Genomic DNA, 24,348 nt, shown 5'->3' with positions numbered 1-24,348 from the left:
TTGCCGGGGCGGGCGGGCGGCCTGCCCTATGGTCCCGGTCTGGCGGCGCTGGGCATCGATCCCGAACGGCTGGTGATCGGCGTCATGGCGGATGACGCCATGCTGCTGCGCGCGGCGGTGGACGCGCTGCGTTGTCCGGCGCTGGGCGCTCTGGCGGTGGAGTTGCGGGGGCGTGCGCCCCTGCTCGACCTGACGGCCAGCCGGCGGCTGGCGCTGGCGGCCGAGGCGTCGGGCGTGACCGCTTTCCTGCTGCGCGTGGGCGGCGATCCGGCGCCCAGCGCGGCGGACACGCGCTGGCGGGTGGCGGCAGCCCCCTCCCCGCCCCTGTTGAGCAATGGGTCGGGCATCGGGGGGCCGGGCATGAGCGCCTTCGACCTGCATTTGCTGCGGCGGCGGTCGGGGCGGGACGGGTTCGACTGGCGGCTGCTGTGGGACAATGAGCGGCGCATATTTGCAGAGAATGGAGATGGGCGCGATGAACGCCATGACCTTGGCCAAGGGGGCGGAAGAGCAGATGGCGGAGAAGGCGGTCGGCCACCGCCGCTATCTGGCGCTGTGGTTCCCGTTCCTGTCGATCGATCGGCTGCGGATCGCGCGGCCTGACCTCTGGGCACAGGGCGAAGGACCGGCAGTCGTCGTCGAGCAGGTGCGCGGGGCGATGCGGCTGGCGACGCTGGATGCCGATGCGCTGGCGTTGGGGCTGACGCCGGGCATGACGTTGGCGGATGCGCGTGCGCGGGAGCCGGACCTGCGCATATTCGATGCCGACCCCCATGGCGATCAGGACTGGCTGGAGCGGCTGTGCGACGGTTGCGCCCGCTATACGCCGATTGCCGCGCTCGATTCGCCCTTTGGCCTGATGCTGGACATCAGCGGCTGCGCGCATCTGTGGGGCGGTGAGGAGATGCTGGCGCGGGAGGCGGCGGACCGGCTGGAGCGCCATGGCGTGCGGGTGCGCCATGCCATGGCCGGAACGGCGGAGGGCGCCCATGCGCTGTGCCGTTTCCCGGTGGGCGCGGCGGCGGACGAGGATACGGCGCTGCGTCGCCTGCCGGTCGAGGCGCTGCGGCTGGAGGAGGAAAGCGCGGTGGCGCTGCGCCGGGCGGGATTGCGCACGGTGGGCGATCTGGCGGCGCGGCCCGCGTCGGCGCTGGCGGCGCGCTTTGGCGAGGAGGCGGTGGACGCGCTGCACAGCCTGCTGGGGCTGGGGCGGCGGCCACTCGCGCCGCGACGGCCGCGCCCGGCGATCCGGGTCGAGCGGCGGTTCGCCGAGCCGATGGGCAGCACCGCCTTCGCCCTGAAGACGCTGGAGGAAATGGCGGCCGAAGCGGGCGAGCGGCTGAGCGAACGGGGCCAGGGCGGCCGCCGGTTCGAGGCGCTGTTCTTCCGCAGCGACGGCCTTGCCTTTCCGCTGCGGGTCGAGACCAGCCTGCCGGTGCGCGACGCGCCCGCCATCATGCGGCTGGTGCGGGAACGGATCGACGCGCTGGCCGACCCGCTCGATCCCGGTTTCGGCTTCGACATGCTGCGTCTGGCCGTGCCGCAGGTGGAGCCGATGGCCCCCACCCAATTGGCGCTGGAAGGGGGCGAGGCGCGCAGGCAGGAAAGCGTCGCCGCGCTGGTCGACCGGCTGTCGATCCGGGCGGGGCGGTCGCGCATCCAGCGGCTGGAACCGCGCGACAGCCATATTCCCGAACAGGCCCAGCTCGCCCTGCCCGCCGTGGAAAGCCGCGCCCCGGCAAGCTGGCCGCAACGGCAGGAGACGGGCGATCCGCCCATGCGTCCGCTGCATCTGTTCGACCCGCCCCAGCCGATCGACGTGGTGGCGCAAGTGCCCGACGGCCCGCCGCATCGTTTCCGCTGGCGGCGCGCCCTGCATGAAGTGACGCGCTTTGAAGGCCCCGAACGCATCGCGCCCGAATGGTGGACGGCGAAGGACGGCGCGCTGGAGGGCGACAGCGTGGGGCTGACGCGGGACTATTACCGGGTCGAGGATGCGCGGGGCAGGCGCTACTGGATTTTCCGCCACGGATTATACGGGGCCGAGGCGGTGCATCCGGGCTGGTATATGCATGGCCTGTTCGCATGACACGGCCCGATGCGCCGCCCTTCGCCGAACTGGTGGCGGCGACCAATTTCTCCTTCCTGCGCGGCGCGTCCCATGCGCAGGACATGGTGACGCGGGCGATCATGCTGGGTCTGGAGGGGCTGGGCATAGCGGATCGCAACACGGTCGCCGGGGTGGTGCGTGCCCATGTGGCGCGCAAGCGCTGGCCCGAACGGATGCGCGCCGCCCTGCTGGAAGCGCGCAAGGAAGCGGGGCAGCCGCTGGAACTCAGCGAGGAGGAGGAACGCGCCTGCCGCACTGACCTGCGTCTGGTCGTGGGGGCGCGGCTGGTCTTTGCCGACGGTACGCCGGACATCGTGGCCTATCCGGCGACGCGGCGGGGTTGGGGGCGGCTAACCCGCCTGCTGACCCGCGGCAATCTGCGCGCCGTCAAGGGCGGGTGCATCCTGCATTTCAACGATCTGCTGGAATATCTGGACGACCTGCTGCTCATCCTGCTGCCGGAAGCAACCGGGGGCGAGGAAGAGGCGCATGGCGATCCGGTGGCTTATCCCTTTGACGACGCGCCCCAAACGGCAGCCCCCTCCCCTCTTTCGCTGGTGCCACCCCTGCCGCCAGAAACGGTTGAGGAAAGCCTGCGCCGCCTAGCCGAGAAGGCGCCGGGCAGAGTGTGGCTGGGCGTTTCGTATCATCATGGCGGCAAGGACCGCCGGATCGCCGACCATCTCGCCAGCGTGGCGCGATCCCTTTCGGTTCCCCTGCTGGCGACCAATGACGCGCTTTACGCCGCCCCCTCCGACCGGCCCTTGCAGGATGTGTTGAGCTGCATCCGCCACGGCACGACGGTCGCGAAGGCGGGCAGGCTGTTGCAGGCCAATGCCGAACGGCATCTGAAACCGCCTGACGAGATGGTCCGGCTCCATGCGCTATGGCCCGATGCGGTCGCGCAAAGCATCCGGCTGCTTTCGATGATCGATTTCGACCTCGACCAACTGCGCTACGAATATCCTCATGAACCCGTGCCAGAAGGATGGTCGCCGCAGGACTGGCTCGCGCATCTGGTGTGGGAAGCGGCGGCGCGGCGCTATGCGGGGAGGACGATGCCGGACCCGCTGCGCCAGCGGGTGGAGCAGGAACTCTGCTTCATCGCGGAGCATGGCTATGCCTATTATTTCCTGACCGTTCATGACGTCGTGAAATTCGCGCAGGAACAGAAGCCGCCGATCCTGTGTCAGGGCCGGGGATCGGCGGCCAATTCGGCGGTCTGTTTCCTGCTGGGCGTCACATCGGTCGATCCCGAACGGCATGACCTGCTCTTTTCCCGCTTCATTTCCGCCGACCGTGGCGAGCCGCCCGACATCGACGTCGATTTCGAACATGAGCGGCGCGAGGAGGTGATGCAATATATCTACCGCCGCTACGGACGGCATCGCGCCGGGATCGCCGCGACAGTGATCCATTACCGGTCGCGCAGCGCGGTCAGGGAAGTGGCAAAGGCGCTGGGCCTGAGCGAGGATATCGCGGCGCGGATCGGCAGCACGGTCTGGGGCAGTTATTCGGGCGATCTGGGGGAACAGCGCCTGATCGAGGCGGGATTCGACCTGCGCAATCCGCAGATCGTCCGGCTGCGCGCCCTGCTCGACCAGTTGTTGCGGGAACCCTTTCCGCGCCATCTGTCGCAGCATGTCGGCGGCTTCGTGCTGACGCAGGACAGGCTGGACGAAACCGTGCCCATCCATCACGCCGCGATGGAGGATCGCAGCTTCATCGAGTGGGACAAGGATGACATTGACGCCCTTGGCCTGATGAAGGTCGACGTGCTGGCGCTGGGGATGCTGAGTTGCATCCGCAGGGCGTTCGACCTGATGCGCGAACAGGGGCTGGGCGACCATCAGTTGACCGTCGATCTGGAGGCGGACGACGACGCCGTCTACGACATGCTGTGCAAGGGCGACAGCATCGGCGTGTTCCAAGTGGAAAGCCGGGCGCAGATCAACATGCTGCCGCGCCTGAAGCCGCGCAGCCTCTACGATTTGACGGTGCAGGTGGCGATCGTGCGGCCGGGACCGATCGAGGGTGACATGGTGCATCCCTATCTGCGACGGCGCTGCGGGGAGGAGAAGGTGGACTATCCATCGCCTTCCCCCGAACATGGCCCGGCGAATGAGCTGAGATCGCTGCTGGGCAAGACCTGTGGCGTGCCGCTGTTCCAGGAACAGGCGATGCGGCTGGCCATCGTGGCCGCCGATTTCAGCGACGCCGACGCCAACCGGCTCCGCCGCGCCATGGCGACTTTCCGCAATGTCGGCACCATCCATCATTTTCGGGAGAAGATGATCAAGGGCATGGTGAAGCGCGGCTATGAAGCGGAGTTCGCCCAGCGCTGCTTCAAGCAGATAGAGGGGTTCGGCAGCTATGGCTTTCCGGAAAGCCATGCGCTGTCCTTTGCGCGGCTGGTCTATGTGTCGGCGTGGATCAAATGCCATCAGCCCGCGGTGTTCGCCTGCGCGCTGCTCAATTCGCAGCCCATGGGCTTCTACGCCCCGGCGCAGATCGTGCGGGATGCGCGGGACCATGGCGTAACCGTGCATGATGCCGATGTGAATATGAGCGGGTGGGACAATGGGCTGGAACCGCTGTTGCGTTTGCGGAACGGCGGCCGAGGCGAGGGCCGGGGACGGGCATTGGCGCTGCGGCTGGGGCTGCGGCAGATCGACGGTTTTCGTGAGGATTGGGCGGATCGGCTGGTCGCGGCGCGCGCGGATGGCCTGTTCGCCACCATGGAGGAACTGGCGCGGCGGGCGGGGCTGCCGGGGCGGGCCTTGCGGTTGCTGGCGGATGCCGATGCCTGCCGGTCGATGGGGCAGGACCGGCGGGCGGCCCTGTGGGAAGCGCGGCGGACGCCTTCGGACGAACTGCCCCTCTTCGCGGCGGCCAGGGCGCGGGAATTGGGGGAGGAGCCGGATGCGATGCTGCCAGTCATGCCGCTGTCGGAGCAGGTCGAGGCGGATTATCTGGTGACGCGCCTGTCGCTGAAGGGGCATCCGATGCAGTTTCTGCGGCCGGTCTTCGCCGCCGAGGGGGTGTTGAGTTGCGCCGAGACCGCCGCCGCGAAGAACGGGGCGCGGGTGAAGACGGCGGGCGTCGTGCTGGTGCGGCAGCGGCCGGGCAAGGGCAATGCCGTCTTCATCACTATCGAGGATGAGACGGGCATCACCAACATCCTGCTCTGGGCGCGGCTGTTCGAAATGCAGCGGCGGCCGGTCATGGCGTCGCGGCTGATGCTGGTGGAGGGCGAAGTGCAGCGCAGCAAGGAGGGGGTCATGCACCTGATGGCGAGCCGGATTCATGACCGGACGGCGGAATTGGGGCGGCTTTCGCGAGGGGCGGTAGAGGAACCTGACCGGTTGCGCGAGGCGCGGGCTTCGGGCCATCCACGCAACGTCAGGATATTGCCGCAATCGCGGGATTTTCATTAGTGGCTTGTGGGGGTCTAGGACCGACCGACATTCAGTTCAGGGCGAGGCGAAAATGGTAGTTTGCCGCGACCCTCGAAACGAGACAGGTGACTCGTTTCGACGCAGCGTACTCAAAGTAGGTGAGCACCGGAAGCACGGGAAAGTGCCATTTTCAGGACGCCATGGGCCGAATGTCGATCGGTCCTAGATCGACCGTCGGAACTGGGTTCCTGCCTTCGCAGGAACACGCTTCAGATTGGACAGGATAATTGCCAAGCTCGTGCGGAAAAGTGGCGCCGGTTTTTTCGCTACAAACGGTACGGCAACGAAAATCTGGAGCGTGGGCGCTGCTCTGAACCCCTTGGCCGCGCCGCTCGTTTCCGGGCGGGCGCGGCCGATGGCGCGAAAACGCACCATCAGTCCGAAAGGGGGTGGACCATATGCCGAAACGCCCGGCGTCCCCAAATGTTCCCTCGCTTGCCGGTCGTGCTTGCGCGGGTTAGGCCGCCAACGCCTCCGCGATCAGGCGGCGGCTGTTGGCGATGCCGTAGAGCGCGATGAAGCTGCCCATGCGCGGACCCTGATCCGCGCCCAACAGCGTCTGGTAGAGCGATTTGAACCAGTCGCGCAGTTCGGCGAAGCCATAGGCCTCATCCTTGCCGATGGCATAGACGATATTCTGGATATCCTCCGCCGTGGCGTCGGCCGGCAGCGCCGCCAGTTCAGCGTCCAGCTTGCGCAGCGCGGCGGCTTCGCTTTCGGTCGGGGCGCGGCGCTGGAGCGTGGGGGCGACGAAATCGCGGTGATAGGCGAGCGCATGGCCGATCAGCGCGTCCAGTTCCGGATAGGTTTCCGCTTTCGCGCCCGCGACATAATTTTGGAGATAGCCCCAGACCTGCTCCCGGCTGGCGTCTCCCATCACACCGACCAGATTGAGCAGCAGGCCGAAAGTGACCGGCAGTTCGCCCTCCGGCAGCTTGCCGTCATGGATGTGGTGGACCGGATTGCCGAGCTGCTGTTCGACCGCCTGCTTCGGATAATTGCCGCGGAACTGCCAATATTCGTCCACGGCGCGGGGGATGACGCCCATGTGGAGTTGCTTGGCCTTCTTCGGCTCGCGATAGGCGTAGAAGGCGAGGCTTTCCTGCGGGCCATAGGTCAGCCATTGTTCCAGGCTGAGGCCGTTGCCCTTGGACTTGGAGATTTTCTCCCCCTTTTCGTCGAGGAACATCTCGTAATTGAAGCCTTCGGGCGGGCGGGCGCCGAGTGCGCGACAGATTTTCGACGACTGGGTGACGGAATCGATCAGATCCTTGCCTGCCATCTCATAATCGACGCCCAGCGCGACCCAGCGCATCGCCCAGTCGACCTTCCATTGCAGCTTCGCGCCGCCGGACAGGATCGACTGTTCGATGACATCGCCCTCATCCTCGAAACGGATCAGGCCCTTGTCGGCGTCGATCACCTCCACCGGCACTTGCAGCACGATGCCGCTCTTCGGGCTGATCGGCAGGACCGGAGAATAGGTCGCCTGCCGTTCCTTGCGCAGGGTCGGCAGCATGATGTCCATAATGTCCTGATAGTGGCGCAGGACATTCTTCAGCGCATCGTCGAACGCGCCCGACCGGTAGCGGTCGGTGGCGGAGACGAACTCGTAATCGAAGCCGAAGCGGTCGAGAAATTCCCGCAGCATGGCGTTGTTATGGTGCGCGAAGCTTTCGAACTTTTCGAACGGATCGGGCACCTGCGTCAGCGGCTTGCCCAGATGCTGCGCCAGCATCGCCTGGTTGGGGACATTGTCCGGCACCTTGCGCAGGCCGTCCATATCGTCGCTGAACGCGATCAGGCGGGTGGGAATGTCCGACAGCGCGTGATAGGCGTTGCGGACCATGGTGGTGCGCAGCACTTCGTTGAACGTGCCGATATGCGGCAGGCCCGACGGACCATAGCCGGTTTCGAACAGGATATGCCCCTTTTCGGGCGCGCCGTTCTGATAGCGCTTCAGGAGCTTGCGGGCTTCCTCATAGGGCCAGGCCTTGGACGCCTGAGCGGCGGTGCGGATGAGTTCGGACACGGTCATGATGCGTCCCCCTAAGCATTTTCGCGGCGGTTGAAAACATCTGACGACTCGGAAAACGTCATGGCCGCAAATGGAAAGGCAAAGGCTTCGTTAATATAGATTAGCCTTCGTTTTGGATCGAAAGCGGCGATTCCAGGTGCCGAAATGGAGACGAATGACGGCTTTTTCCGGCCCCTCTTTAACTTTGATTAACCCTGATGATGCATATTTATCGGGAGCTTAGGGGGCTCAGGAGGGACTATGCAGCCGCGCAGCCGTCATAGAATAACGGTCGATATACCAGTCGTCGTGACGACAGTGCTCGACAGCGTGGAAGGAACGATCGTCGATTTGAGCGAGGGTGGCGCGCAGATTACAGGCTGCGGCCTGCCGGTGCGCAGCCAGTGCCAGATCGACTATGAGGGCCATGTCGTGTTCGGCACGGTGCAATGGGCGGAGGAAGACCGGATCGGCATTCGCTTCCCCTATGAACTGACCGACGGTCCGCTGTTCGACCGGCTGGAGATTGCACGGGCGGCGCGGCTGACCCCGACGGCCCTTCAGCCCCGGACGTTGGGCGCGCGTCCCGCGGGCGGATTCGGGCGTCGGTTCGGCTGAATTCGGCGCTTTTCAGGTTTCCCTTTTGTTCCCGTTCGCTTAAGCGGGACAGGTGATCGATCCCGCCGCCCTGCCCGCACTTCATGCCAGCCATGGCGGCATCTGGCTTCGGGAAGGGGACAGGACCGCCGCCGTCGCCAAGGGCACGGCCATTGCGCGGACGGCCGAAACGCCGACATTGCTGCTGAACGCGCCGCTGACCGGGCAACGGCTGGGCTATCCCGATCTCAACGGCCTGGACCTGCTGGAGCTATGGGCCTTCATCTATCCGGCGCGCTTTCTGGTGCCGACGCCCAAGGGGCTGGCCGAGGCGCTGAACCTGCCGCGCCCGGCGAGCGAGGCGGATATTCCCGAATTGTTGCAGGCGGCGACCGGCGCTCTGCTGGCGACGCTGGACTCGCCCGCGTGGATCGAGCGGGAGGGCGGCTGGACGGCGGCGCAGGCGCTGCACCGGCTGCGATGGCCCTGGGCGCCGCTGGTGGCCGGGCGCATTGCCACGCCAAAAGAGGCGGAACGCTGGCTCTTTTCCAAACTGCCCGAATGGGAAGAGAACCCGCCCCGCCCTGCCCCCCGTTCCGTATCGCTGCAATCCGATGCGGTGGTGGCGCGGCTGGCGCAGTTGACCGGCGCGGGGGCGGAGGCGCGGCCGGGGCAGCGGGCCTATGCGGCGGCGGCGGCGGAGGTTTTCCGGCCCAAGGCGCATCGCGACCAGCCCAATATGCTGCTGGCGGAGGCCGGGACCGGGATCGGCAAGACTTTGGGCTATCTGGCGCCCGCATCGCTCTGGGCCGGGGAAGCGCAGGGGACGGTGTGGATTTCCACTTACACCAAGGCGTTGCAGCGGCAGTTGGACCGGGAAAGTTTGCGGCTGTTCCCCGACCCCGCCGTGGCGGCGAAGCGGGTGGTGGTGCGCAAGGGGCGGGAAAATTATCTTTGCCTGCTCAATCTGGAGGATGCGCTGCAAGGCGGTTTTTCAGGACGCGCGGCGATATTGGCGCAACTGGTGGCGCGCTGGGCGGCCTTCACCAAGGATGGCGACATGATCGGCGGCGACCTGCCCGGATGGTTGCCGACCTTGTTCCGGCGCAATGGGTCGACCGCGCTGACCGACAGGCGCGGCGAGTGCATCTATGCGGGCTGTCCCCATTATCGGAAATGCTTCATCGAGCGGTCGGCGCGGGCTTCGGCTGACGCGGATATCGTGATCGCCAATCATGCATTGGTGATGATCAATGCGGCGCGGGGACGCGAGACGGGGCAGGCGCCGCAGCGCATCGTGTTCGATGAGGGGCATCATCTGTTCGATGCGGCGGATTCGACCTTCTCCGTGGCGTTGTCCGGGCAGGAAGCCATTGAACTGCGCCGCTGGGTGATGGGGCCGGAGGGCAATGCGCGGGGGCGGCGGCGGGGGCTGGCGGCGCGGCTGTCGGACCTGGCCAGCTATGACGAGCAGGGCGGCGAGGCGATACGGGCGGCGGCGGAGGCGGCGCGGGCGCTCCCCGCCGACGAGTGGTTGAAGCGGATCGTGGCGGGCGAGCCGTTCGGGCCGGTCGAAGAGCTGCTCGCGGCGGTGCGGGGGACGGTCTATGCGCGGGCCGCCGATACGGGCGAGGCCGATGCGGGCTATGGGCTGGAGACCGAACTGGCCGAGCCGGACGGCGCGCTGGTCGAGGCGGCGCAGGAGGCGGCGCGGGCATTGGACAGTCTGCTGCGGCCGCTGACCCATCTGGGCAAGCGGATGGAGGCGGTGATCGAGGAAGCGCCCGACTGGCTGGATGGCGCGGCGCGGGCGCGGGTCGAAGGGGCGATTGCTTCGCTGGGCTGGCGGCGCGATCTGGTGACGGCCTGGCTGGCGCTGCTGGCGCGGATCGGGGGGCCGGCGGATGCGGATTATGTCGATTGGCTGGCGGTCGAGCGGATCGAGGGACGGGAGTTCGACATCGGCATCCACCGCCATTGGCTGGACCCGACGCGGCCGCTGGCGCAGACGGTGTTGAAACCAGCGCAGGGGGTGTTGATCACGTCGGCCACGTTGAAGGGCGGCGGCGATTGGGACAATGCGGCCAGCCGCAGCGGGGCGAGCCATTTGCCGCGTGGCGCGGAGCAATTCGAGGCGAGCAGCCCGTTCGATTATCCGGAACGGTCGGAAGTGCTGATCGTCACCGACATCAAACGCGGCGACATTGCGGCGCTGTCGGGGGCCTATGCGCGGCTGATCGAGGCGGCGGGGGGTGGGACCTTGGGCCTGTTCACCGCGATCCGGCGGCTGCGGGCGGTGCATGCGCGGATTGCCGACCGGCTGGCGCGGGCGGGGTTGCCGCTTTACGCGCAGCATGTCGATCCGATCGATACGGGCACGCTGATCGATATTTTCCGCGACGATCCGCGGGCTTCGCTGCTGGGCACCGACGCCCTGCGCGACGGGGTGGACGTGCCGGGCCATTCGCTGCGGCTGGTGGTGATGGAGGGGGTGCCATGGTCCAAGCCGACCGTGCTGCATGCGGCGCGCAAGCTGGCGGGGGGCGGCAGCGCCTATGACGACCGGCTGATCCGGGCGCGGATGGCGCAGGCGTTCGGGCGGCTGATCCGCCGGGCGGAGGATCGGGGCAGCTTCGTCATCCTGTCGTCCGCCATGCCCAGCCGGTTGCTGAGCGCCTTTCCGCCGGGCACGCCGATCCGCCGCCTGACGCTGGACGAAGCGATCATATCGGTCAGCGGGCAATCCCGCTCTGGCCATGGAAGCCATGCCGCGTTAGGGCTTCGGCAAGTCGAATCCGGCACTCCCGATCTGGAGCAAAAATGAAGCGGTTGATCCTGTTCCGTCACGCCAAGTCCGATTGGGACGATCCGGTTGCGCGGGACTTCGACCGGCCGCTGAACGGTCGTGGCGAGAAGGCGGCACTGGTCATGGGCGAATTCGCCAAGGCAAAGGGCATCCGGTTCGACATGGTGGTCGCTTCCCCGGCGGTGCGGGTGGTGGAAACGCTGAATGTCTTCTTCACCGGCTATGGCGATGTGGTCGATCCGCATTGGGACCGGCGCATCTATCTGGCCTCCACGCCGACCCTGTTCGACGTGATCCGCGACCTGCCCGACAGCGCCGAAAGCGTGCTGATGTCGGGGCATAATCCGGGGCTGGAGGAACTGGTCCTGGACCTGGTTCCCGACGATGGCGCGAGTCCGTTGCGCGAGGATGTGGAGGTGAAATTTCCGACCGCGTCGATCGCCGTGCTAGACCTTCCCATCGAGCATTGGAGCGAGGTGAAGCCCAATATCGCCAATCTGGCCAGCTTCACGCGCCCACGCGATCTGGACCCCGCGCTGGGGCCGGGTTCGCGCTGAGCGGGCCGGTGACGCCGATCCTGTGGCGGCGGGCGGAGGCTCGCGACGTGGCGGCGCTTTCGCTGCTGGGCGGGGCGACTTTTCTGGCCAGCTTTGCCCATGATCATCCAGGGGACGCGCTGATCGCCCATGTCCGCAATGCCCATGGGGAAGATTTCTACGCCGCGGCGCTGGCCGACCCGGACCAGACGCTGCTGATCGGGGAGACGCCGCTGGGCGCGCCGGTGGGCTATGCGCTGCTGACGCCGCCTGCGTTGCCGGTCGAGCCGCGGGACGGCGATATGGAATTGAAGCGCATCTATCTGCTGTCTGGCTGGCAGGGGGGCGGCAATGGCGCGGCCTTGCTGGCGCTGGTGATGGAGGAAGCGCGGCGACGCGGGGCGAAGCGGTTGTTGCTCGCGGTTTATGAGGCCAATGAGGGCGCGCAGAGATTCTATGCGCGGCATGGATTCGTCGAGATCGGCGAGACGGTCTTCATGGTGGGCGATGCGCCGTTTCGGGATTTGATCTACGCGGCGGCGGTTGAGTGATTGGCGGTGCGGGAATGTCGGGGGAAGGCCAATAGCGGACGCTCTTGATCCTCCCTACGCGCAGCGTGGGGAGGGGGACCATGCGAAGCATGGTGGAGGGGAAATGGCGTGACCTGCGCATTTTCCCCTCCACCACCGCTTTCAGCGGCGGTCCCCCTCCCCATCTCTCGATGGGGAGGAATAGGAGAGGTCTGTTTTTCACCTAAACCATCAGTCTTAATTTATTTGCGCTGCCCAGGCTTCTTCGCGCGAGCACGTCTTCCATCCGAACCGACAGTCATTATTCCCCGATGGCCTTCGCCAGCACGGCGCGGATGGCTTCCAGGCGGGGGAGCAATTCGGCGCTGGGGGTGGTTTCGCCATTCGTCGCCGATGTGGGCGCGGGCATGGCCGGGGACGAATCGCCGCCGCCGTCGGCCAGCGCCTTTTGCGCGCCGCGCACCGTGAACCCCTCGACATTCAGCAAATGGTTGATCCGCCGCACAAGCGCCACGTCGGCGGGCCGGTAATAGCGGCGGTTGCCCGACCGCTGGAGCGGGCGCAACTGGGTGAAACGCGTCTCCCAATAGCGCAATATATGCTGCGGAAGATCGAGTTCGCTCGCCAGCTCACTGATCGTCAGAAATGCACCCTCTGCCTTTTCCATGGTCATGATGTTGCACCCTTAGCGGCGCCAAGGTCAACCTCCGGGAAAATGGCTATTTTGACGACCGCCCGGCCTCAGGCCGAGGCGACGCGGTCCCGCATCGTCTGGCTGGCGCGGAAGGTCAGCACCCGGCGCGGTTCGATCGGCACTTCGACGCCCGTCTTCGGATTGCGGCCCATGCGCTGCGTCTTGTCCCGCAGGACGAAGGTGCCGAAGCTGGAGATCTTCACATTTTCCCCGCGTTCGAGCGCGGCGGACATATGTTCCAAAATGGATTCGATCAACGTTGCCGCTTCCGCCCGCGACAGGCCAATATGACGGTTCACGCTCTCCGCGAGATCCGCGCGCGTCAGAGTCCCTGTACCGCTCATAGCACTTCCCCACCTTGACACCCGTCGAGTCTGAATGCGGGCGATCCTTCTATAATGTGCGCGATTTCGCATGATTCGGCAAGATGACAGCTTCGTGAAATCCTTAAAAAAGCGTGAAAAATGGGCGGGATAGCGGTCCCGAAACGGGATTTTGGGCGTGGCGGGTCATAGCGATGGCGTATTTTACGCGAAAAGGACGGGTTCATCCATAATCGCAGGAACATGGATCGGCGCGGGATGAAGCGGGGCGTGGACCGCCTTCCGCGCCCGGCACGGCTGTTCGGACGCGCCATCCCGCGATATGATCGCCGCATGCGCGCACTTTACGCCCTGCTTCCCCTTGCGGCCTTTTTCGCACAGCCTGCATGGGCGCAAAGCCCCGAACGCGCGGGTCATTATTATCTGCGCGGCGTGATGGAAACCGGTTCCGAACTGATGCTTCATGCCGACGGCCGGTTTCAATGGTATCTGGTCTATGGCGCGCTGGACCTGTTCGCGGAGGGGAAATGGACGGAGAAGGACGGTGCCGTCCTGCTCACCGCCGAAGCGACGAAGGACGTGCCCCAGCCCGGTTTCAGGACGCTCACCCTCTCCATCAGGGACAAGGCGCTGGTCCCGCCGGACGGGCGCGGCGCCTATGTTCGTCCCGCCGATGACGAGGATTGATTTGAATAGAAGGTCTTAGCGGACTGCCGGTTCCAGCAGGCGGATCGTGCCTGCGTCCGCGTCGATCTCCGCCCGGCAGCCGACCGGGAGGCTGAACTGGCTGCCCACATGGCCGAACAGCGCGCCCTGAAAGGCGGGCACGCCGAGCTTGCCGAGATGCTGTTGCAGCACTTCCGACAGGGTGAAGCCGCCATAGGAGGGGCCGCTCGGTCCGCAATCGGTGCACTGGCCGAACACGACGCCCGCCACCTTGCCCAGCACCCCGGCCAGCGAAAGCTGCGTCAGCATCCGGTCGATCCGATAGGGCTGTTCGCTGACATCCTCCATGAACAGGATCGCGCCGTCGAAATCCGGCACCCAGGGCGTGCCCATCAGCGTCGACAGCACGGTCAGGTTTCCGCCGAGCAGTCGCCCGCTCGCCTTGCCGCCGCTGAAGGTGCGGATGCGTCCGCTGCGCTGGACCAGGCGGTCCTCATGCCCCTCCGGATTGGCGAGCAGGGGCGTCGCGCCGTCGAAGGCGACGGCGCGGAAGGCGTCCCAGGAGAAGCGCGGCCAACTGCTGGCGGCGTTCGGCCCGTGGATGGTGACGAACCCCGCCCGCGCCGCGAAGGCCAGATGCAGCGCGGTGATGTCGGAAAAGCCGATCAACAGCTTGGGATTGGCCCTGATCTTCGCGAAATCCAGAAAGGGCAGCACCCGCGCGCAGCCCCACCCGCCCCGGACGGCGAATATGGCCCGCACCTGCGGATCGGCGAACATCGCGTTGATGTCCGCTGCACGATCCGCATCCGTCCCCGCCAGATAGCCGTAGCGTTCCGCCAGATGCCTGGCTGGCTGGGGCACCAGCCCCATAGCGACGATGGTTTCCTTCACCAGATCGAGGTCGAAGGCGTCGTCGGTGAAGCCTGCCGGTTCGACGAGCCCCACCATGTCGCCCGGACGCAGGCGAGGCGGCTTCACCACCCCGGCGGAAGACGCCGCCCAAGCCCCCGGAGCGGCCATCGCCGCGCCCAGAACGCCCATCAATGCCCGGCGATCGAGCCTCAAAAGCTGCTCCCATCCTTGCGGCGATAGCCCGCCTTCGACAGGTGCATGTCGATGTCGGAATAGTGGCAATCGCTGGTCGCCACGCGGCCAAAGGCCACGAATGCGCAATCCGCCGCACTTTCATTGATCAGATGATGGCCGTTGCCATCGCCCTTGGGAAAGACCGCCATGTCCCCCGGCAGCATTGGCGTGCGGCCGTCATCGTCCACCAGCACCGCCTGTCCGCTCAGCATGACGACGAATTCGTCCTCTTCCTCATGCCAGTGGCGCTGCGAAGAGGCCGCGCCCGGCTTCAGCACCACATGGCTGACGCCGAAATCTGTGAGGCCGAAGACCGGCGCCAGTTTGCGCACCCACCGCCCCTGCACCAGCCCGGCATATTCGGCGGGATAGCCAGTGCGGTTGGTCTGATCGATGGCCGCAAGGTCGATCTTGGGCATGACATGTCCCTCCTGCTGGCAAAGGAGCCTTGCATTCGCTAACGCAAAGCCATGACCATAGCCAGCACCGATGCCGACCCGATCGGCATAGCCGAAAAACTGATCGCCTGCCCGTCCGTGACCCCCGCCACGGGGGATGTGTTCGCGGTGCTGGAGGCCATGTTGAAGCCGCTGGGCTTCACGGTGGATCGCTTCGTGACAGGGGAAGCGCCCGATGGCCCGGTGGAAAATCTGCTGGCGTGGCGGACGACCGGTCCCGGCCCGCATTTCGCCTTTGCCGGGCATCTGGACGTGGTGCCGCCGGGCAATGGCTGGGGCAGCGATCCCTTCACGCCGGAGGTGCGCGGCGACCTGCTCTACGGGCGCGGCGCCGTCGACATGAAAGGCGCCATCGCCGCCTATGTCGCCGCGCTGCACCGCCTGCCCGACGACCTGCCAGGCACGATCAGCCTGATCATCACCGGGGATGAGGAAGGCGCGGCGGTTTACGGCACGCTCGCGCTGATGGACCGCATGGCGGCCCATGGCCTGCGCCCGGACCTCTGCCTGGTGGGCGAGCCGACATCCTCGCAGCGGTTGGGCGACGTCATCAAGATCGGCCGTCGCGGGTCGGTCAATATGTGGATCAATGTCGATGGCGTGCAGGGCCATGTCGCCTATCCGCATCTGGCCGACAATCCGATCCCCCGGCTGGTCCGCATCCTGTCCGCCATCGACGCCATCGTGCTGGACGAGGGCAATGACTGGTTCCAGGCCAGCAATATCGAGATCACCAATCTGGACGTGGGCAACCCCACCACCAACGTCATTCCCGCCGCCGCGCAGGCGCGCATATCGATCCGCTTCAACAATGAGCATAGCGGCGCGGAACTGGTCGACCGCATCGCCGCCATCGCCGCGGCCGAAGGCGGCACGGTGGAGGCGAAGATCAGCGGCGAACCTTTCCTGACGGAGCCGGGAATATTGTCGGGACTGGTCGCGGGCGCGATCCGCGAGGTGACGGGGGTGGAGGCGGAATTGTCGACCACCGGCGGCACGTCCGACGCGCGCTTCCTATCGCGCCTCTGCCCGGTGGTGGAATTCGGCCTGAACAACGCGACCATGCACAAGCTGGACGAAGCGGTGGCGCTGGACGATCTGAGGGGGCTGGCGGAGATTTACCGGCTGGTGACGGCGCGGGCGCTGGCTGGTTAGCGGACGCTTTTAGACCGAGCGATGCCGGGCCCGTGGCGCTGGCGAGGCGAAGCGGGCGAGATAGTCCGCTTCCCCGGTCGGCCGCGCCAGATGATAGCCCTGGAACAGCGTGCAGCCGATCACGCGCAGCATGTCCATCTGCGCCTCCGTCTCCACGCCCTCTACCACCACTTCCATGCCGAGGCCCTGGATCAAGCCGACGACCGCGCTGCAAATGGTGCGCGCTTCCGCCGAAACGGCGATGTCGCGGACCAGCGAGCGGTCGATCTTCACCCGGTCGACGGGCAGTTCGCGCAAGCGCGAGAGGTTGGAATAGCCCGTGCCGAAATCGTCTATGGCGACGCGCACGCCATCGCGCCTGAGGGCGCTGAGCTGGTCGAGCGTCTGCGGCTTCATGTCCATCGCCAGCGATTCGGTGATCTCCAGTTCCAGCATGGCGGCCGGGGTCTGATGGGCGTCCATGGCGTGGCGCAGCCGCAGGAAGAAATCCGCCTGCGCCAGTTCGCGGGAGGAGATGTTGATCGCGATCCGCTGCATGACGCCGGCCCGCGCCCAGCGCGCCGCCGTTTCGCATACCCGCCCCATGACCCAGTCGCCGAGCGCCACGATCGCGCCGCTTTCCTCCGCGACCGGCACGAAGGAGCCGGGCATGACCAGATCCCGTTCCGGATGCACCCAGCGGACCAGCGCCTCGACGCCGATCGCCCGGCCGCTGACAATCTCTATCTGCGGCTGGAATTCCAGCAGGAATTCGTCCCGTTGCAGGCCCAGCAGCAGATCGCGTTCCAGTTCGGCGCGGTCGGCGGCTTCCAGCGCCAGTTCGGTGGTGAACATCTCCGCCCGGTTCCGGCCCTGATGCTTGGCATGATACATGGCGATGTCGGCCGAGCGCAGCAGGGCGGACAGCGTGTCGCCATGCGCGGGATAGCAGGCGATGCCGATCGACGCGCCCAGGTCGACATGCTGGCTGCCCAGATCGAAGCGTTCGCCCAACGCGAACTGGATGGCGCGGGCGATCCGGCAGGCGGTGTCCAGATCGGGCATGGCGGGCACGAACAGGGTGAATTCATCCCCCGCCAGGCGGCCGATCAGGCAGTCGCCCGCGCCCGCGCTGGCCTGCGCCATGGCGACTTCGCGCAGCCGCCCGGCGACGCGCGCCAGCAACTGGTCGCCCGCCGCATGGCCCAGCGTATCGTTGACGCTCTTGAACCCGTCCAGGTCGATGAAGAACAGGGCGGCCAGCCCCTCCTCGCTGCGTTCGCCCAGCATCCGTTCGACCTGGCGGCAAAAGCTGGCGCGGTTGGCGAGGCCCGTCACCGGGTCGAACAGGGCCAGTTCCTGGACATGTTCCAAATTGGTCCGCACCTGGCTGAACAGGCTTTCCATCGCGACGGACAGGTCGGGCAGTTCATGGCCGATGTCGGCAGGCACGGCGGATTGCAGGTCGCCATGCGCCGCTGCAAGCAACCGTTCAGTCGCGCCGTCGATCGCGCTGGCGGTCGTCGTGACGGTCTGGCGGGCGGATGCCCAGCTCAGCGTGCCGCACAGGATGGCGATGATGAGGGACCGGCCGATGCCGTCGATATCCGTCGCCTGATCCTGACCCAGCACCAGCGACAGGATGAACACCAGCGCCCCGGCGGCGCAGGCGAAGGCAGTGGCGCGGCTCGTCAATGTCACGCCCTGCATGTGCCTCCCTACGCCGTGGCCCGACCCTGGACCGGATCAGTGGGATATGAAGGGCAGTGGTTAAGAAATAGTCAGTATATCGGTCGAAAAATGCTTATTTCTTGCGCCGCAATATGACGTAGAGCGCGCCGTCGCCGCCATGGCGCGGATGCGCGACCCGCACGCTGGCGATGCGGTCGGCATGGCTGCCGGTTTCCAGCCAATGGCCGATCTCGCCGCGAATGGCGCCCCGGCGCGATCCGCCGACTGATGCCGTTTTCGGCGGTTTGCCGGTGATCACCAACATGGTGCGCGCATCTCTGGCCCAGGCGGCCGCCAGCGCCTGGTTAAGCCGCGCATGCGCCGCCGCCAGACTATGGCCGTGCAGGTCTATGGTCATGTCGGGGGCCAGATTTCCGCTACGGATTCTGCGTTCCCAGCCGGAATCGAGGATGGTCGCCGGGGTGCGCGCCGGGGCCGCCGCAGCGGCCTGAATGGAGGGAAGCGTTAACCCTTTCACGTCGGTCGCCTTGACCGGCACTGCCGGAAGGACGGGCGTCCGCGCACCGGGACGCAACGGCCGGACCGACCGGGTCAGCGCCGTCCAGAGCGCCTGTTCTTCGGAGGAGAGATTGCGCCGGCCCATCGCAGCATGGCGTCAATTCTGGCTGAGCCGGGCCGCCGACCCGATCGGCAGCAGGATGAGCGCGCTGCCCCGCGCCGACATGCCGCCCGCCGTGGCGCGCGCATCGCCGCCCGCGCCCCAGAAGCTGTCGAAGCGATTGGCGCCCTTGATCGCGCCGCCGGTGTCCTGCGCGATCCAGATGCCGTTGGGCTCGGCCCGGTCGAGCGACAGGAGGACCGGCGCGCCCAGGGGCACATATTTGGGGTCGACCGCCACGCTCGCCCCCGGCGTGACGGGCACGCCCATGGCGCCCAGCGGCCCCGCGCCGGTCAGCTCGCGGAAGAAGACGAAGCTCTTATTCTCGTTCATGATCGCCGCGCCCTCCACGGGATTGGCGCGCAGCCAGGCCATGATGTCCTGCATCGATCCGGCCTGGATCAGGCCGCGATCCTTCATCAGCTTGCCGATGCCGGTATAGTCGCGCCCGTTCTGCCCGTCATAGCCAATGCGCATCACCCCGCCATCGGGCAGCAGCAGCCGTCCGCTGCCCTGCACCTGCAGGAAGAAGAATTCGACCGGATCGGCGGCCCAGGCCAGTTCCAGCCCCCTGCCCGCCAGCGATCCGGCGACGATCTGCGACCGGTCGTCGAAGGGTATGAAATTGCTGCCGTCGACCTTGCCCCTGATCGTCTTGCCCTTCAGGCTGTCGCTGAACAGACCCAGATTGGCGTCGATCAGATTGGGCGGGCGGCGGTAGATCGGCACTTCATAACCGGGCTGGCGGGTGCGCGATCCGGCGATTTCCGGCTCATAATAGCCGGTGACGAAGGCCTTGCCCTCGCCCACCTGGACCGCTTCGAAATAACGGGAGAAGAATTCGTTGGCCGAAGCCTCCGGCCAGCTTGAAGCGGCGGCGCAGGCGCTGTTCCAGTCCGTCCCCCGCGTGAGGCCGCTCTGGTCGTTGCGCTTCATCAGCGATGGGCAGGACATGCGGAAGGCCTGAAGCGCCTTGCGCGAACGCTCGCCCGGAGGGATGAGATCGGCGATGTCGGGTCCACGGGCGACGCCCGCGCTGGCTGCGTTGGCGCTATCGGCGGGTACCGTGGTCGTTGGCGGCGTGACGGGCAAGGCCGGACGGGGCGTCGAGGGAACGGGCGGGGCCGCCGTCTCCGCGCCGCCGCGTGGCGGACGCGTCGGCGCGGGGCCGCTCGTGCCCGGCGGAATCAAGCCCCCGGCGCAAGCGGACAGCAGCAAGGCCGCAGCCAATGCCCAAGCCGCCGGTGCCCAGCCCGACCGACGCAGGCTCATGCCGCCTCGTCGGTCTCGCTGAGCTTCCAGTTGGGATCGGTGCTGCGCAGGTCGCGGGTGAAGGTCCAGATGTCGTTGGTGCCGACCGCGTCGGTCAGCGAACCGGCGACGACATTGCCGTCCCTGTCGCGGGTGACGGCAGCGATATCCGCCTCGAACCGCAGCGAAATTTCCGCCATGCGGCCAGTGACGCCGGCATCGACGATCTGCACCTTTTCGATGCGGACCAGACGGTTGTCGAGGACATGACCCTCCGCCTCGCGCGCGGCGATCGCGTCCTGGAAGGAGGCCAGCACATCAGCGTCGCACAGCCATTCCAGTTCCTGCCGATCGCCCCGCCAGAAAGCCTCCAGCACCATCTTATAGGCGGACTTGGCGCCCTCCACGAACTGGGGCACGTCGAAATTGCGGTCCGCCGCGATCAGGGCGCGCACGCCCGCCTCTCCGCCGGGCGCGATCAGGCCGTCGGCCAGGCGCACCGAATCGCCCGCCATCTCCGTGACCGGGCGGGGCTGCACGATCGTCACCTTGGCGCGTTCTTCCGCCGGGCGCAGGGCAGGCTCCTGCTCATGCCCGGTGCGCTTGCCGAGCACGGAATAGAGCCGCAGCGCCAGAAAACCGGCGATCATGGCGAGGATAACGATCACATACACGGGGTCAGGCACCCTTTGGACTGAATCTGAAAAACCGTAACGCAGCCAACATAGGCATGTTTCCCCATATATTCAAATGGCCGCTTTTCGCGGGGCCGCCATTGCTCCGCCCTGCCGCCCCTGCTAAGCGCCCGGATCGAACATGCGCGGACATTCCGCCCGCCGAACGAACCTTAAAAACCAGGGAAATGAGAATGGCCGAGGAAGCCGATACCATTCAGACCACCGGCAATGGCGCCGACAACGGCCCGCAAATCGCGCTGATCAGCCAATATGTGAAGGACATGTCGTTCGAAAACCCGAACGCGCCCGCCGTCTACCAGTGGCAGGACCAGCCGCAGATCGACGTGCAGTTCAACATTGGCGCCGACAAGGTGGGCGAGGAAGTGGTCGAGGTGTCGCTGAAGATCGAGGTCAAGGCGACCGCGCCGCAGGGCACCGCCTTTGCCGTCGAGTTGGTCTATGCCGCGATCTTCGGCATGCGCAACGTGCCCGAGGACCAGATGCAGCCCTTCATGCTGGCCGAAGCGCCGCGCCTGATCTTCCCCTTCGCCCGCCGCGTGCTGGCCGATGCGATCCGCGACGGCGGCTTCCCGCCGCTGCTGCTCGATCCCATCGATTTCGGCGGGCTTTACGTCCAGCAGGCCGAGGCGATGGCGCAGACCACGGGCGAGCCGGCCGGTCACGCCTGAGGCGAAACGCCGGAATGTCTCCTCCCGTCCGTTCGTGCTGAGTAGGGACTGAGCTTGTCGAAGGGCCGTATCGAAGCAGCTTCGCAACCGTCCTTCGATACGCCGCTTCGACTTCGCTCAGCGGCTACTCAGGACGAACGGGAGGCCATGGTATGAAACTCGCTAAGGCCCTCGGTTCCGTCGGCGGTCTTACGCTTGCCAGCCGGGTGCTGGCGCTGGTGCGCGATTCGCTGGCTGCGCGTTATGTCGGGGCGGGCTTTGCTTCGGACGCCTTCAACGGCGTCGCTTTCCGCCTGCCCAACATGTTTCGCGCCCTCTTTGCCGAGGGAGCCTTTTCCGCCGCGTTCATCCCGATGTTCAACCGCAAGGCGGCGGGACCGGGCGGGATCGCGGAAGGCTATCATTTCGCTGAGCGGGCGCTCGCCGTGCTGCTGCCGGTGCTGCTGGTCTTTACCGCGCTGCTGATCGCGGCGGCATGGCCGATCACCTGGGCGCTGTCCGGCGGCTTTTCGCGGCAGAATCCGACGCCGGAACAGTTCGCCTTCGCGGTCATGCTCTCGCGCATCACCCTGCCCTATCTGGCGTTGATCAGCCTGGCTTCGCTGCTGGGTGGGATATTGAATTCGCTCGACAAATTCTGGGTGAATGCGGCGGCGCCGATCCTGCTCAATGTGGCGATGATCGCGGGACTGTGGCTGTTCCATGGCGCCGACGAATATGAAACGGCGCGGGTGCAGGCGATTTCCGTCACGGTGGGCGGCGCGCTGCAACTGCTGTGGTTGATCTGGGCCTGCCGCCGGGCGGGCGTGTCGATGAAGCTGAAACGCCCGCGTTTCGATGCGGATGTGAAGGAGCTGCTGCGGCTGATCGTGCCGGCGGCGGCGGGCGCGGGCGCTTCGCAAATCAACCTGCTGATCTCCACCGCTTTGTCCGGCTGGCTGCTCGCATCCGGGTCGATCACCTATATTTATTATGCCGACCGGCTGAACCAGTTGCCGCTGGGGCTGATCGGAATCGGCCTTGGCACCATATTGTTGCCGACCATTTCGCGCCTGCTTTCCACCGGGCAAGAACAAGTAGCGATGGACACGCAGAACCGGGGCATCGAACTGGCGCTGTTCCTGACGCTGCCCGCGACCGTCGCCTTCATCACCGTGGCGGAACCGATCGTGCGGGGCCTTTTTCAATATGGGCGCTTCACCGTGGAGGATGCGCAGCGTTGCGGTTGGGCGTTGTCGGCCTTTTCCATCGGCCTGCCCTCCTATGTCCTCGTGAAGGTGCTGACGCCCGGCTATTATGCGCGGGGCGACACGAAGACGCCGGTGCGCTATGCGATGCTGTCGATCGTCATCAATATCATCGGCAATTTCACGCTGATCCCGCTGCTCGGCCGGGCGGGCATGGGCCATGTCGGGCCGCCTCTGGCGACGGCGCTGGCCTCGACCGTGAACGTGGCGATGCTCTATTCGACGCTGGTGAAGCGCGGGCATTTCGCCGCCGATGCGCAATTGCGGCGGCGGCTGCCCCGGCTCGCGGTGGCGGCGGTCGCGATGGGCGGCGTGCTTTATGCGGGCGAAGGGCTGCTCGACCCCTGGCTCGGTGGGGTGATGATCCAGCGTTATGTCGCGCTCGCCCTGCTTGTCGGCGTGGGAATCGCGCTGTACGGGGTGGCCTGTTTCGTCACGGGCGCCTATCGGCTGTCCGACCTCAAGGCGCTGATGCGCCGCAAAAGTGCAACCAAAACAGAGAACGGATAGAAGAATGCGCGTCCTTTCCGGCATCCAGCCGACCGGCAATCTGCACCTGGGCAATTATCTGGGCGCGATCCGCAACTGGGTGCGGATGCAGGATGAGATGGATGCGGACAGTCAGTGCTTCTTCTTTCTGGCCGACATGCATTCGATCACCGTGCATGAGGGGCGCGAGCAGCGCATTCGCAATGTCCGCGACATGGCCGCCGCGCTGGTGGCCGCCGGGATCGATCCGGATCGTTCGGTGCTCTTCAACCAGGCGCGGGTGCCCGCCCATGCGGAACTGTGCTGGCTGCTGAACGGCACGGCGCGGATCGGCTGGCTCAATCGCATGACCCAGTTCAAGGACAAGGTCGGCAAGGATCGCGAGGGCGCGTCCATCGGCCTGTTCGTTTATCCGGTGCTCCAGGCGGCCGACATCCTCGTCTATAACGCCACCCATGTTCCGGTGGGCGAGGACCAGAAGCAGCATCTGGAACTGGCCCGCGACATCGCGACCAAGTTCAATACCGATTTCGGCGTGGAGCTGTTCACCCTGCCCGATCCGATCATTCCCAGGGAATCGGCGCGCATCATGTCCTTCCGCGACGGCACGGCGAAAATGTCCAAATCCGACCCGTCCGACATGAGCCGTATCAACCTGACCGACGATGACGATGCCATCATGCAGAAGGTGAAGAAGGCCAAGACCGACCCTGAACCGCTGCCCGAAACGGCGGAGGGGCTGGCCGGGCGTCCGGAGGCGAATAATCTGGTCGGCATCTATGCGACGCTGGCGGGCAGGACCGCCGACGCCGTCTGCGCCGAGTTCGCGGGCAAGGGCTTTGGCGCGTTCAAGCCCGCGCTGGGCGAGTTGCTGGTGGAAACGCTCCGCCCGATCCGGTCGCGATTCATGGAGTTGCGCACGGACGATGCGGCGCTGGACGCGATCCTGGAGAAGGGTGCCGCCAGGGCATCGGCCGCCGCTGAGCCGACGCTGCGCGCCGCCTATGATGCGATGGGGCTGATGCGCTGACGCCACAGGGGCCGCGAAAGTCGCGGCCTTTCCAGTCGATGACGGAATAATCCGGCCCGGGTAGTGTGCGGGATGTTCTGCAAAATCCATTGAGGATTTGAGCGGCCATGGCAGGCTGGTGATGTTCAAAGTCGCCAACCCCAATGGAGCCCCACCATGACCAGGAATGAGAATAGACCATCGATAGCGGCCGTCAA

At 66.3% G+C, this 24,348-nt stretch carries 21 protein-coding genes; 12 read left to right on the top strand and 9 right to left on the bottom strand.

Annotated features, from left to right (window positions below):
• From BV95_RS23295 to BV95_RS19870, 3 genes are all read left to right on the top strand, one after another.
• A partial coding sequence (locus BV95_RS23295; RefSeq protein WP_081873469.1) for an ImuA family protein occupies positions 1–603 on the top strand: 603 nt, incomplete at its 5' end.
• Complete coding sequence (locus BV95_RS19875) at positions 485–2,089, top strand: Y-family DNA polymerase (RefSeq protein WP_037456254.1); 1,605 nt, start codon at positions 485–487, stop codon at positions 2,087–2,089. The genes BV95_RS23295 and BV95_RS19875, both read left to right, overlap by 119 nt.
• Positions 2,086–5,547: an error-prone DNA polymerase gene (locus BV95_RS19870; protein ID WP_037456251.1), complete on the top strand. Its 3,462-nt coding sequence runs from the start codon at positions 2,086–2,088 to the stop codon at positions 5,545–5,547. Before BV95_RS19875 ends, BV95_RS19870 begins: the two co-directional genes overlap by 4 nt.
• Before the next feature lie 478 nt (positions 5,548–6,025).
• On the opposite strand, the gene BV95_RS19865 is transcribed toward BV95_RS19870, so the two are convergent.
• A complete protein-coding gene (locus tag BV95_RS19865) occupies positions 6,026–7,606 on the bottom strand; it encodes a lysine--tRNA ligase (RefSeq protein WP_037456248.1) in 1,581 nt (526 codons plus the stop codon).
• Positions 7,607–7,846: 240 nt separating this feature from the next.
• Here BV95_RS19865 and BV95_RS19860 point away from each other — a divergent pair, with 240 nt between their 5' ends.
• Genes BV95_RS19860 through BV95_RS19845 form a run of 4 tightly spaced genes read left to right on the top strand, consistent with a single transcriptional unit; the run spans position 7,847 to position 12,075 of the window.
• On the top strand, positions 7,847–8,203 hold the full coding sequence (locus tag BV95_RS19860; RefSeq protein WP_037456245.1) for a PilZ domain-containing protein: 357 nt from the start codon (positions 7,847–7,849) through the stop codon (positions 8,201–8,203).
• Between the two features lie 52 nt (positions 8,204–8,255).
• Entirely contained in the window at positions 8,256–11,006 is a 2,751-nt protein-coding gene (locus BV95_RS19855; RefSeq protein WP_037456241.1) for an ATP-dependent DNA helicase, read from the top strand.
• Positions 11,003–11,545: a SixA phosphatase family protein gene (locus BV95_RS19850; RefSeq protein WP_037456238.1), complete on the top strand. Its 543-nt coding sequence runs from the start codon at positions 11,003–11,005 to the stop codon at positions 11,543–11,545. Before BV95_RS19855 ends, BV95_RS19850 begins: the two co-directional genes overlap by 4 nt.
• 8 nt (positions 11,546–11,553) lie before the next feature.
• Positions 11,554–12,075, top strand: a complete 522-nt coding sequence (locus BV95_RS19845) for a GNAT family N-acetyltransferase (RefSeq protein WP_037456236.1) — start codon at positions 11,554–11,556, stop codon at positions 12,073–12,075.
• Between the two features lie 280 nt (positions 12,076–12,355).
• On the opposite strand, the gene BV95_RS19840 is transcribed toward BV95_RS19845, so the two are convergent.
• A complete protein-coding gene (locus BV95_RS19840) occupies positions 12,356–12,721 on the bottom strand; it encodes a MerR family transcriptional regulator (protein ID WP_037456259.1) in 366 nt (121 codons plus the stop codon).
• A gap of 74 nt (positions 12,722–12,795) precedes the next feature.
• Positions 12,796–13,092: an integration host factor subunit alpha gene (ihfA, locus tag BV95_RS19835; RefSeq protein WP_013845991.1), complete on the bottom strand. Its 297-nt coding sequence runs from the start codon at positions 13,090–13,092 to the stop codon at positions 12,796–12,798.
• 249 nt (positions 13,093–13,341) lie between these two features.
• Here ihfA and BV95_RS19830 point away from each other — a divergent pair, with 249 nt between their 5' ends.
• Complete coding sequence (locus BV95_RS19830; protein ID WP_234703254.1) at positions 13,342–13,758, top strand: hypothetical protein; 417 nt, start codon at positions 13,342–13,344, stop codon at positions 13,756–13,758.
• A gap of 15 nt (positions 13,759–13,773) precedes the next feature.
• On the opposite strand, the gene BV95_RS19825 is transcribed toward BV95_RS19830, so the two are convergent.
• Together BV95_RS19825 and BV95_RS19820 are read right to left on the bottom strand one after the other, a co-directional pair.
• Positions 13,774–14,781 carry a S66 peptidase family protein gene (locus tag BV95_RS19825; RefSeq protein WP_174544485.1) on the bottom strand — a complete coding sequence of 336 codons (1,008 nt, stop codon included), beginning with the start codon at positions 14,779–14,781 and terminating at the stop codon, positions 13,774–13,776.
• Between the two features lie 20 nt (positions 14,782–14,801).
• Entirely contained in the window at positions 14,802–15,245 is a 444-nt protein-coding gene (locus BV95_RS19820; RefSeq protein WP_037456230.1) for a cupin domain-containing protein, read from the bottom strand.
• A 51-nt stretch (positions 15,246–15,296) separates the two neighbouring features.
• On the opposite strand from BV95_RS19820, the gene dapE reads away from it, so the two are divergent.
• Complete coding sequence (gene dapE, locus BV95_RS19815) at positions 15,297–16,439, top strand: succinyl-diaminopimelate desuccinylase (RefSeq protein WP_037456227.1); 1,143 nt, start codon at positions 15,297–15,299, stop codon at positions 16,437–16,439.
• Between the two features lie 9 nt (positions 16,440–16,448).
• On the opposite strand, the gene BV95_RS19810 is transcribed toward dapE, so the two are convergent.
• The 4 genes from BV95_RS19810 to BV95_RS19795 form a co-directional block, all read right to left on the bottom strand.
• Positions 16,449–18,128, bottom strand: a complete 1,680-nt coding sequence (locus tag BV95_RS19810; RefSeq protein WP_037456224.1) for a putative bifunctional diguanylate cyclase/phosphodiesterase — start codon at positions 18,126–18,128, stop codon at positions 16,449–16,451.
• Positions 18,129–18,222: 94 nt separating this feature from the next.
• Positions 18,223–18,753, bottom strand: a complete 531-nt coding sequence (locus BV95_RS19805) for a Smr/MutS family protein (protein WP_037456222.1) — start codon at positions 18,751–18,753, stop codon at positions 18,223–18,225.
• Positions 18,754–18,765: 12 nt separating this feature from the next.
• Entirely contained in the window at positions 18,766–20,040 is a 1,275-nt protein-coding gene (mltA, locus tag BV95_RS19800; RefSeq protein ID WP_037456219.1) for a murein transglycosylase A, read from the bottom strand.
• Positions 20,037–20,693: a Tim44/TimA family putative adaptor protein gene (locus BV95_RS19795; protein ID WP_037456216.1), complete on the bottom strand. Its 657-nt coding sequence runs from the start codon at positions 20,691–20,693 to the stop codon at positions 20,037–20,039. The genes mltA and BV95_RS19795 overlap by 4 nt, the downstream gene beginning before the upstream one ends.
• A gap of 194 nt (positions 20,694–20,887) precedes the next feature.
• Between BV95_RS19795 and secB the strand changes: the two genes are divergently transcribed.
• From secB to trpS, 3 genes are all read left to right on the top strand, one after another.
• The gene (secB, locus tag BV95_RS19790) at positions 20,888–21,385 is read left to right on the top strand and encodes a protein-export chaperone SecB (protein WP_037456213.1); all 498 of its coding nucleotides are present in this window, start codon (positions 20,888–20,890) and stop codon (positions 21,383–21,385) included.
• Between the two features lie 152 nt (positions 21,386–21,537).
• On the top strand, positions 21,538–23,142 hold the full coding sequence (gene murJ, locus BV95_RS19785; RefSeq protein WP_037456211.1) for a murein biosynthesis integral membrane protein MurJ: 1,605 nt from the start codon (positions 21,538–21,540) through the stop codon (positions 23,140–23,142).
• 4 nt (positions 23,143–23,146) lie between these two features.
• The gene (gene trpS / locus BV95_RS19780; RefSeq protein WP_037456209.1) at positions 23,147–24,151 is read left to right on the top strand and encodes a tryptophan--tRNA ligase; all 1,005 of its coding nucleotides are present in this window, start codon (positions 23,147–23,149) and stop codon (positions 24,149–24,151) included.
• Positions 24,152–24,348: the final 197 nt, after the last annotated feature.

It is taken from the genome of Sphingobium chlorophenolicum (assembly GCF_000722875.1).
Classification (GTDB): Bacteria; Pseudomonadota; Alphaproteobacteria; order Sphingomonadales; family Sphingomonadaceae; genus Sphingobium; species Sphingobium chlorophenolicum.
The sequence above is the reverse complement of the archived record's forward strand: the minus strand, read 5'-3'. Positions and strand labels throughout refer to the sequence as shown.

Excerpts from the sequence above, each read along its gene's own strand:
- mltA (WP_037456219.1), bottom strand. The coding sequence starts at position 20,040 with ATGAGCCTGCGTCGGTCGGGCTGGGCACCGGCGGCTTGGGCATTGGCT.
- BV95_RS19805 (WP_037456222.1), bottom strand. The coding sequence starts at position 18,753 with ATGGGCCGGCGCAATCTCTCCTCCGAAGAACAGGCGCTCTGGACGGCG.
- BV95_RS19820 (WP_037456230.1), bottom strand. The coding sequence starts at position 15,245 with ATGCCCAAGATCGACCTTGCGGCCATCGATCAGACCAACCGCACTGGC.
- BV95_RS19810 (WP_037456224.1), bottom strand. The coding sequence starts at position 18,128 with ATGCAGGGCGTGACATTGACGAGCCGCGCCACTGCCTTCGCCTGCGCC.
- murJ (WP_037456211.1), top strand. The coding sequence starts at position 21,538 with ATGAAACTCGCTAAGGCCCTCGGTTCCGTCGGCGGTCTTACGCTTGCC.
- BV95_RS19860 (WP_037456245.1), top strand. The coding sequence starts at position 7,847 with ATGCAGCCGCGCAGCCGTCATAGAATAACGGTCGATATACCAGTCGTC.
- dapE (WP_037456227.1), top strand. The coding sequence starts at position 15,297 with ATGACCATAGCCAGCACCGATGCCGACCCGATCGGCATAGCCGAAAAA.
- BV95_RS19840 (WP_037456259.1), bottom strand. The coding sequence starts at position 12,721 with ATGGAAAAGGCAGAGGGTGCATTTCTGACGATCAGTGAGCTGGCGAGC.
- BV95_RS19875 (WP_037456254.1), top strand. The coding sequence starts at position 485 with ATGACCTTGGCCAAGGGGGCGGAAGAGCAGATGGCGGAGAAGGCGGTC.
- BV95_RS19870 (WP_037456251.1), top strand. The coding sequence starts at position 2,086 with ATGACACGGCCCGATGCGCCGCCCTTCGCCGAACTGGTGGCGGCGACC.
- BV95_RS19825 (WP_174544485.1), bottom strand. The coding sequence starts at position 14,781 with ATGGGCGTTCTGGGCGCGGCGATGGCCGCTCCGGGGGCTTGGGCGGCG.
- ihfA (WP_013845991.1), bottom strand. The coding sequence starts at position 13,092 with ATGAGCGGTACAGGGACTCTGACGCGCGCGGATCTCGCGGAGAGCGTG.
- BV95_RS19850 (WP_037456238.1), top strand. The coding sequence starts at position 11,003 with ATGAAGCGGTTGATCCTGTTCCGTCACGCCAAGTCCGATTGGGACGAT.
- trpS (WP_037456209.1), top strand. The coding sequence starts at position 23,147 with ATGCGCGTCCTTTCCGGCATCCAGCCGACCGGCAATCTGCACCTGGGC.
- BV95_RS19865 (WP_037456248.1), bottom strand. The coding sequence starts at position 7,606 with ATGACCGTGTCCGAACTCATCCGCACCGCCGCTCAGGCGTCCAAGGCC.
- secB (WP_037456213.1), top strand. The coding sequence starts at position 20,888 with ATGGCCGAGGAAGCCGATACCATTCAGACCACCGGCAATGGCGCCGAC.